The following is a 6,966-nucleotide window of genomic DNA, read 5'->3' as shown; positions in this document are numbered from 1 at the left end:
TTTTGTCCTGCTAACGACGCCATATTAATGATGCGTCCATAACCTTTTTTCGCCATATATTGGCCAATAATTTGACAAGCCTGAAAGGTGCCGCGTTGGTTAACTTGGGTCACCCAATCAAAATCGGCTGCGGTAATTTCTAATACGGGCGTTGCTTTGGTGACGGTAGCATTGTTAATTAACACATCAAGTTTAGAAAATTTCTCTTCAATCCATTGCACCGCTGCATGAAAATCTGCCTCGACCGAAATATCCAGCTTTAAAGGAAACATATTTTGGGCATACTGACTTTGTGCCTTAGCATTTTCGGCTTTTTCAAGCGTACTGGCTGACAAAATCACTTGATGTCCTTGGCTCGCAAAATATTCAGCAATGACATTACCGAGTCCAGAAGCAGCACCTGTCACTAAAACAACCTGTTTCATGTTACCGCTCCTAAAGAATGTAGCTAATACCAGCCAAGGTATCGGTTGAGTTAACCAAGTTAATGATTTTACGGTTAATCTTAAAGCCAGTATCGGCATCACGGGTTAGATGGTATGTAATATCGGCCGTGTAATGCTTGAGGTTTTCTTTACGAAATTCACGTAGGTTTTGAGCACAGCGTAAAACGATTTCATCATCTTGATCTTGAATCACTCGTACTCGCGAAATACTGCGTACCGTATTCGCCTTTGGTGCCGTAGAAATTGCCTCACCATTTTCAAGACGCTCTACCCGTAACTTACGCATATGATTATCGTCATAGGCATAATTTAAGTTGTTTTCGTAGTCAGTGAGGTTTGGGTCAATTGGAATGATATAGACACCTTTTTCATTCCATAAATTAAGCCATTCACGGTACTCGCTGTGGTCTAACATATCTGCTTCAGCCCAGATGAAAGCAGTGACTTCATTTAATAATTGCAGATTCATATTCATTGCTCTCTCCTTAAGCCGTCATCATCTTTTTCCACTGCTGGTATGCTGCGCGCATACCTGTTTCAGCACTGACATCACTTTTTAAGCCGTCTTCAGTTTTGACTTCGCCCGGCAAACCGCGGTTCAACATGATCCATAAATCATTACCAGCATTGGCACCGTGTTGTACGCGCTCCCAAGCTTCTGAGTCATCTGGCGTACCAAAACCAAATGGACCTTGGAAATGTTCATGCAAACGTAAGCGATATTGGTTGGCAATTTGTGGGCCACCATCCATCGTAATTACCGAGTGATGAATTTCTGTTTCAGCAACTGAAATTGGCTGTAACACACGGAAGAACGCCATCGAACATGCAATATTCGGGAATAAGTTTAAGTTAAAGCCAGAACCACCGACTGCACGAACAATACGGCGTACTTCTAATTCTTCATGACCTTCGTCGCGCAAAGCTTGAGCCAAGTCTTCAAAACGTTCTTGTATTGGTCGCTCCATAAGCTCTTCGTCTAGATCAACCAGTTCAGGAATCATTACCATCACACTGTGACCATTACCTAAGTCTTCAACAAAGCCCGGCTGATTTTCGAAGTTAAAGAGTTCTTCTGTTTTTTCATCGACAGAACTTAAGAATGACTTATGTACTAACGGGAAGTGATATGCATCGGTGGTATTTTCAAGCTGGATTTTCCAGTTACCCGGAAAACGGAAACGGTGTTCACCCAACACTTTAATTGGATAACCCGCACCCTGTTTCATAAACAGGTCAATCCATTTTTTCGCAGGCCCTAGGAACTCTTCAAGCGGTTGAATGTCTTCTTTAAATGAAGCGAAGATCATCCCGTTATATTCTTCTACCCGTAGACTCACCAGTGGTAATTCTGATTTATCTAAACAATCGCCGTAGCTTTCCGGAGATGGCACACCACGTAAACTACCGTCAAGTGCATAACTCCAACCGTGGTACGGGCATACAAAACTATTAGTTTTTCCTTTTTTATGTTCACATACGGTTGCTGCACGGTGACGACAACGGTTTAAAAGTACATGGACTTTCTTTTTACGGTCACGTACCACAACCACAGGCTGTTTACCGATATTAATGGTTTTATAGCTTCCGCCTTCCGGAATTTCGCTGGCATGCGCAACCCACACCCAAGTGCTATAAAAGATTTTTTCCATCTCTTCATCAAAAATGCGTTCATCTTTATAAAGAGAAGTATGGGCACGGTCACTTTGAACCAAAGCATCGTAATCAATGCCAATGTTATGCGTTGGGATAATACTGTTCATATCAATAGTCCTTTTAAATATGTCCTGGGTCATTCCTGGGAAGGTACCGGCAATTCAGCTTCACTGTGCCAATGCGATACCGGACGACTGAAAATATTCTGTGTTTGGAAATGTTTAATTTTCCATGTTCCATCTGCTTGCTTTTGAAACTTCACATTGAGCTTTGCTGCACTCAGATGACTACGGCCATCTTTAAAGGTTGAAGTTTGCAACATGAGCCAAGAAGCATTTGCATCATTTTGATTTACATAAATTTGTTCTGAAGTTACAAAGTGTGCATTCATAACAAAGTGAGATTCTTTTTGGGTATAACTTTTAAACATGTCGTAAATCGACTGCCAAGAATCATAACGGCCAAAGGATTTGGCATACTTCTCGCCAATACCCTCCCAAATACAGTCTTGATCAAAAAGATTCATCAGCTCATCAAGGTCTGTATTTGCATTGAGCTCGTCGCAGATTTCCATATAACGGTTTATGCAGTTACGAATGGCATTGTGTGCTTCCAACTGTTCTAGCCGTTCTATGATTTCTGCAATATTCACTTTGTCAGTCATTGCGGTCGCCTTAACGTTGAATAATCAATTCACGCCCAACACGAGCTTCAACTTTGCAATATTTCCAAAGTTTGTATGGCCCTTCACCCACTACGGTCGTTCTAAACAAGTTACAAGCTGCATGTACTGTCTCAATATCCGGAACATCTGCAAGCAAATAAGTGGTCCAAGGCCAGCCCGTACTTGCACCCACCATGCTTTGGTCATCATCAAGATTCCCAAAAACATGCACACCAGGTAGGTCATGAATGCCATTCCACATTTCACCAAATGCTGCCCAAACCGCTTTTGCTTCAGCAGGTTCTGCATCAAAAAAGTTCTGGTTAATACCCATGCAAAACAACACGCGTAATGGTTTTTTAGCTTCCATCTCAATATTCCTTTTTTAAAATTTAAACTTATAGATAACCAGGGGTTGGCTTTAACCCGAAACTGACTAAACCTGCATTTTGTAAAGTTGCATCACCCATAAAGGCATGCTGGGTCACCACGTTGGTGTCATTTACAAAACGGCTAAATGGATTGTTGGTATAAATCGCTGTCATACCCGCAAGCATTTGCATTTTTCGGGTGACTTTGGCGCAAACTCGCGCTGCATGGGTACATGCCAAACGCATATCGCTAATTTGTTCAGCAGTTGCTTCACGACCAGCAATAATTTCATTCCACACAATATCCATGGTTTGATAAAACCAAGACTTTGCCGCCTGAAACTCTGCATCAGCTTGAGCAAACTCATATTGAGTCACTGGGCGGTTTGCAATTTCTGACCCACCTGTAATAGATGCTTTACCCGGTGCTAATTTTTCAAATTCTTCTAATGCGGCAGCTGCAACCCCAATACCCACCACGGTTAATACTTGAGTCGCTAAAGACAGTGATGGATATTTAAAAAATGGCTCGCTGAGTTTTGAAGGTTCGCCACGTACAAAGGTCCATTTCTTTTCGACCAATACATCTTCAACCACCAAATCATGGCTTCCGGTACCTTTTAGGCCAACAGTGTCCCATGTCATTTCGATTTTGGCTTTGTTGGCAGGCATCACTGCCATGCGTGGTAAACCTTGCATTTCATTATTTTTAAGGGGTGAAATTCCCACGCCAACAATGTCAGCGCCCATACAACCACTTGAGAATTTCCAGCGTCCGCGCACCACCACACCTTCATCGGTAATTTCGGCAGGCTGCGGCGGAAAAATACCTCCGGCAAATACGACATCTGGCCCGTTTTGGTATAACTCTTTCAGCGTTTCTTCCGGCAAACTTCCTAAATACGCAGGACTCATACCGAAACTTGCTACCCAACCCACTGAACCATCAGCTTTAGATAAAGTTTCGATCAACTCACAAAACTGCCGTGGTGACCATTCTTCACCACCAAAACGTTTAGGCACTAAGGCACGGTAAACACCAATTTTTTTAAGTTTTTCGATAATGTCTTGGCTCACATAGGCCTGATTATCAAACTCACCTGCACAGGCACGCTCACGAATTTCTTGGCACAAAGCATCTAAATCAACTGCTTTGTCTTGAGAAGCAAACTCCATTTTAGACAACTTATTCATCATCTAACTCCTTGTAATTTATTGCATTGCATCAACACAAAATTTAGCTATTGCACATAATTGCTCATCTTTTTGATGCTTTGATACGATCTGTAAGCCCACAGGCAAACCTTCACTGGTTTCAAGTGGCACTGAAATGGCTGGATGTCCTGATAAATTAAATGGTCGAACTAAACCGGTTAGGTTCAAAAAAGCGACCGTGTTTTCAGCTTCAGAAACTTTTGGTGGAATTTGTGGAAGTGTCGGCAGAACCAATGCGTCATATTTTTCTAATAAAGCATCGAGTTCCTCTGTCAGTTGTGCTTTCACAACTTCTGCTTGTTTTACTTGCTCTAAAGTGGTTTGGGCTGCTTTTAATAAACGATTATTTACATCAGAACCAATTAAGCCTGTTTGGGTTAACTCACCAAAAGCTTGCCAGTTTTCATAGTTAATAATCTGCATGCCTGCATCATAAGCTGCTTCAAAATGTTCAACTTTTTCTAAAACGGTCTCTAAATTCGCTTTTTGAAGTGCTTGATAAATACAGTTCCAAACAACCTCATCTGCTTTGACATTGAGCAGCGCAAGTTTTGGTGTACGAGTGCATTCAGCCGGCTTAAAAGTTGGATCAATAATTTGCATAGCTTTTTCAATCATCTCGACTGAATTTGCAAAAGGACCAACGCAATCTAAAGAACTTGACGGCGGGTATACGCCTTCGCGACTTACCCGACCGAAAGTCGGTTTTAAACCATAAACTCCACAGCATGCAGCGGGCATACGGATAGAGCCGCCCGTGTCTGTCCCTAAAGTAAAGTCAGCTTGTTTAGCTGCAACTGCTGCGGCTGAACCACTTGAAGAGCCGCCCGGAATAAGTTCAGGATATTTAGGGTTAATAGGTGTACCAAAAGCGTGGTTAATGCCTGTAATTCCAAAAGCCAATTCGTGCAAATTTGTCTTGCCAATAATTTCGCAATCAGCTTTTAAGATGTTTTTAACTACCTCAGCATCATCATGTGCGGGTTCGACTTCTAATAAAGCTCTACTGCCAGCAATGGTTTTTAGACCTTGAATATCTATAGTGTCCTTCACCATCACCTTAAGTTTGCCGTTTCCTTTTTGCACACTTTGGCTAATAATATTCATTCACTTTTCCATGTATTTTTATCCATTAATTAAAATATCAGAAAATTTAATGGAATTGTCAAGTAATTTTTCTAATGTGCGTTCAAGGAAATATGCAAAATTTTGTTTATAATAGAATTACCCTTTTTTTACTAAGTTATTGCTTAGCTATGCTTGATCATTTAGAACAATTTCTTCCCAATAAAGAACCGTCGAGTATTCAAAACTTCCCCTTTTTCTGGATTTCCCAAGTTAATGGTAAATATTCACAACTTATTGAAAAATCTATAAAGAAACTTGGCATTGATAATACTCGCCGTAAAATTATTTTAAGCACTAATGCGCTTGGGGAAGCCAGTATCACTGACATTGCCAATCTTTCTACTTTAAAACTCACCACAGCAACAAAGGCTGTATATCGATTGGTAGAAGATGGCATTGTGGAAGTCTACTCTTCTACCGCTGATGAACGGATTTCGATGGTGAAATTAACGGCCAAAGGTGTTGAGCTGGTTGAACAGATTAACCAAATTAGTGTGGTTACCTTAGCGGGGATCCTCAATGCTTTTTCAGAAGAAGAACTGCATAATCTAAACCATCAGTTAAAAAAATTATTTGATCTCATGCCATCAAGTTAATTATTTCCATCGACACTAAATTAACTTGGCTCTAGAGCAGTTAAAGCTAGTCTTTCTTTAGCTGCTCACTATAAAAAATCTAATATAAATAATAAAATTTATTAAATTCATGTATTTATAATAATTCAACCCTCCTAATAGCTCACTTAACATACTTTTTAGGTATCTAAACATACTTAACAAGTAATGGAATTTTACATATAAAAAGAAAATAATAATTCAACAATCTAGTCAGCATTACTATTTCCGTTTGTGTTAAGTCACCTTCTTCAAGGCCCCTTACCAAACCAAATTCAATCATTTCTAGCCGTTTCATAATTCATTTCAAATGGGGACGTATCAAAAATTTTGAGGATGAATAGAAGCTAGAGATCAATTTCTTTAAAGCGTTTTATACATAAGGATTAAGTGTATGAACCAAAGTAATATCGCTGTTGAAAGGACACAAAAGAAAACCAACGCATATGCATGGTATGTGGTCATACTTTGTATGTTGGCCTATATTTTTTCATTTATTGATCGTCAAATTCTGGCGTTGATGATTGAACCCATCAAAGCAGACCTTCAACTTTCAGATACTCAATTTAGCTTGTTACATGGCCTTGCCTTTTCACTATTCTACGCTGTGATGGGCTTACCATTAGCCTATATTGCCGACCGTTTTTCCCGACCAAAACTGATTTCAATCGGGATTATTGTCTGGAGCTTAGCAACAGCAACTTGCGGTTTAAGTAAAAACTTTATTCAACTATTCCTAAGCCGTATGGCTGTGGGCGTTGGTGAAGCAGCTTTATCTCCAGCGGCCTATTCAATGTTTAGTGACATGTTTAGTAAAGACAAACTAGGCCGCGCGGTCGGGATCTATTCAATTGGTGCTTTCTTAGGTGGAG

At 40.4% G+C, this 6,966-nt stretch carries 9 protein-coding genes; 2 read left to right on the top strand and 7 right to left on the bottom strand.

Annotation, left to right across the window (positions count from 1 at the left end):
• The 7 genes from C1642_RS19180 to C1642_RS11190 all read right to left on the bottom strand — a co-directional run.
• On the bottom strand, window positions 1–425 hold a 425-nt coding region (locus tag C1642_RS19180; protein WP_228153840.1), incomplete at its 3' end, for an SDR family NAD(P)-dependent oxidoreductase.
• Between the two features lie 10 nt (window positions 426–435).
• Window positions 436–921: an aromatic-ring-hydroxylating dioxygenase subunit beta gene (locus C1642_RS11215; protein WP_001056937.1), complete on the bottom strand. Its 486-nt coding sequence runs from the start codon at window positions 919–921 to the stop codon at window positions 436–438.
• A gap of 10 nt (window positions 922–931) precedes the next feature.
• Entirely contained in the window at window positions 932–2,209 is a 1,278-nt protein-coding gene (locus C1642_RS11210) for an aromatic ring-hydroxylating oxygenase subunit alpha (RefSeq protein WP_005069110.1), read from the bottom strand.
• A gap of 29 nt (window positions 2,210–2,238) precedes the next feature.
• Window positions 2,239–2,766: a nuclear transport factor 2 family protein gene (locus tag C1642_RS11205; RefSeq protein ID WP_103236349.1), complete on the bottom strand. Its 528-nt coding sequence runs from the start codon at window positions 2,764–2,766 to the stop codon at window positions 2,239–2,241.
• Window positions 2,767–2,776: 10 nt separating this feature from the next.
• Window positions 2,777–3,136 carry a hypothetical protein gene (locus C1642_RS11200; RefSeq protein ID WP_000387550.1) on the bottom strand — a complete coding sequence of 120 codons (360 nt, stop codon included), beginning with the start codon at window positions 3,134–3,136 and terminating at the stop codon, window positions 2,777–2,779.
• Between the two features lie 28 nt (window positions 3,137–3,164).
• Complete coding sequence (locus C1642_RS11195; RefSeq protein ID WP_060706136.1) at window positions 3,165–4,313, bottom strand: acyl-CoA dehydrogenase family protein; 1,149 nt, start codon at window positions 4,311–4,313, stop codon at window positions 3,165–3,167.
• 36 nt (window positions 4,314–4,349) lie between these two features.
• The gene (locus tag C1642_RS11190) at window positions 4,350–5,459 is read right to left on the bottom strand and encodes an amidase (RefSeq protein WP_001021598.1); all 1,110 of its coding nucleotides are present in this window, start codon (window positions 5,457–5,459) and stop codon (window positions 4,350–4,352) included.
• Window positions 5,460–5,608: 149 nt separating this feature from the next.
• On the opposite strand from C1642_RS11190, the gene C1642_RS11185 reads away from it, so the two are divergent.
• Both C1642_RS11185 and C1642_RS19175 read left to right on the top strand, forming a co-directional pair.
• Window positions 5,609–6,076, top strand: a complete 468-nt coding sequence (locus C1642_RS11185; RefSeq protein ID WP_024433466.1) for a MarR family winged helix-turn-helix transcriptional regulator — start codon at window positions 5,609–5,611, stop codon at window positions 6,074–6,076.
• A gap of 412 nt (window positions 6,077–6,488) precedes the next feature.
• Window positions 6,489–6,966, top strand: a 478-nt coding sequence (locus C1642_RS19175; protein WP_228153839.1) for an MFS transporter, incomplete at its 3' end; no start/stop codon positions are given.

The sequence above is a fragment of the Acinetobacter sp. AKBS16 genome, assembly GCF_002899995.1.
In the GTDB taxonomy this organism is placed as follows: domain Bacteria; phylum Pseudomonadota; class Gammaproteobacteria; order Pseudomonadales; family Moraxellaceae; genus Acinetobacter; species Acinetobacter baumannii.
The sequence above is the reverse complement of the archived record's forward strand: the minus strand, read 5'-3'. Positions and strand labels throughout refer to the sequence as shown.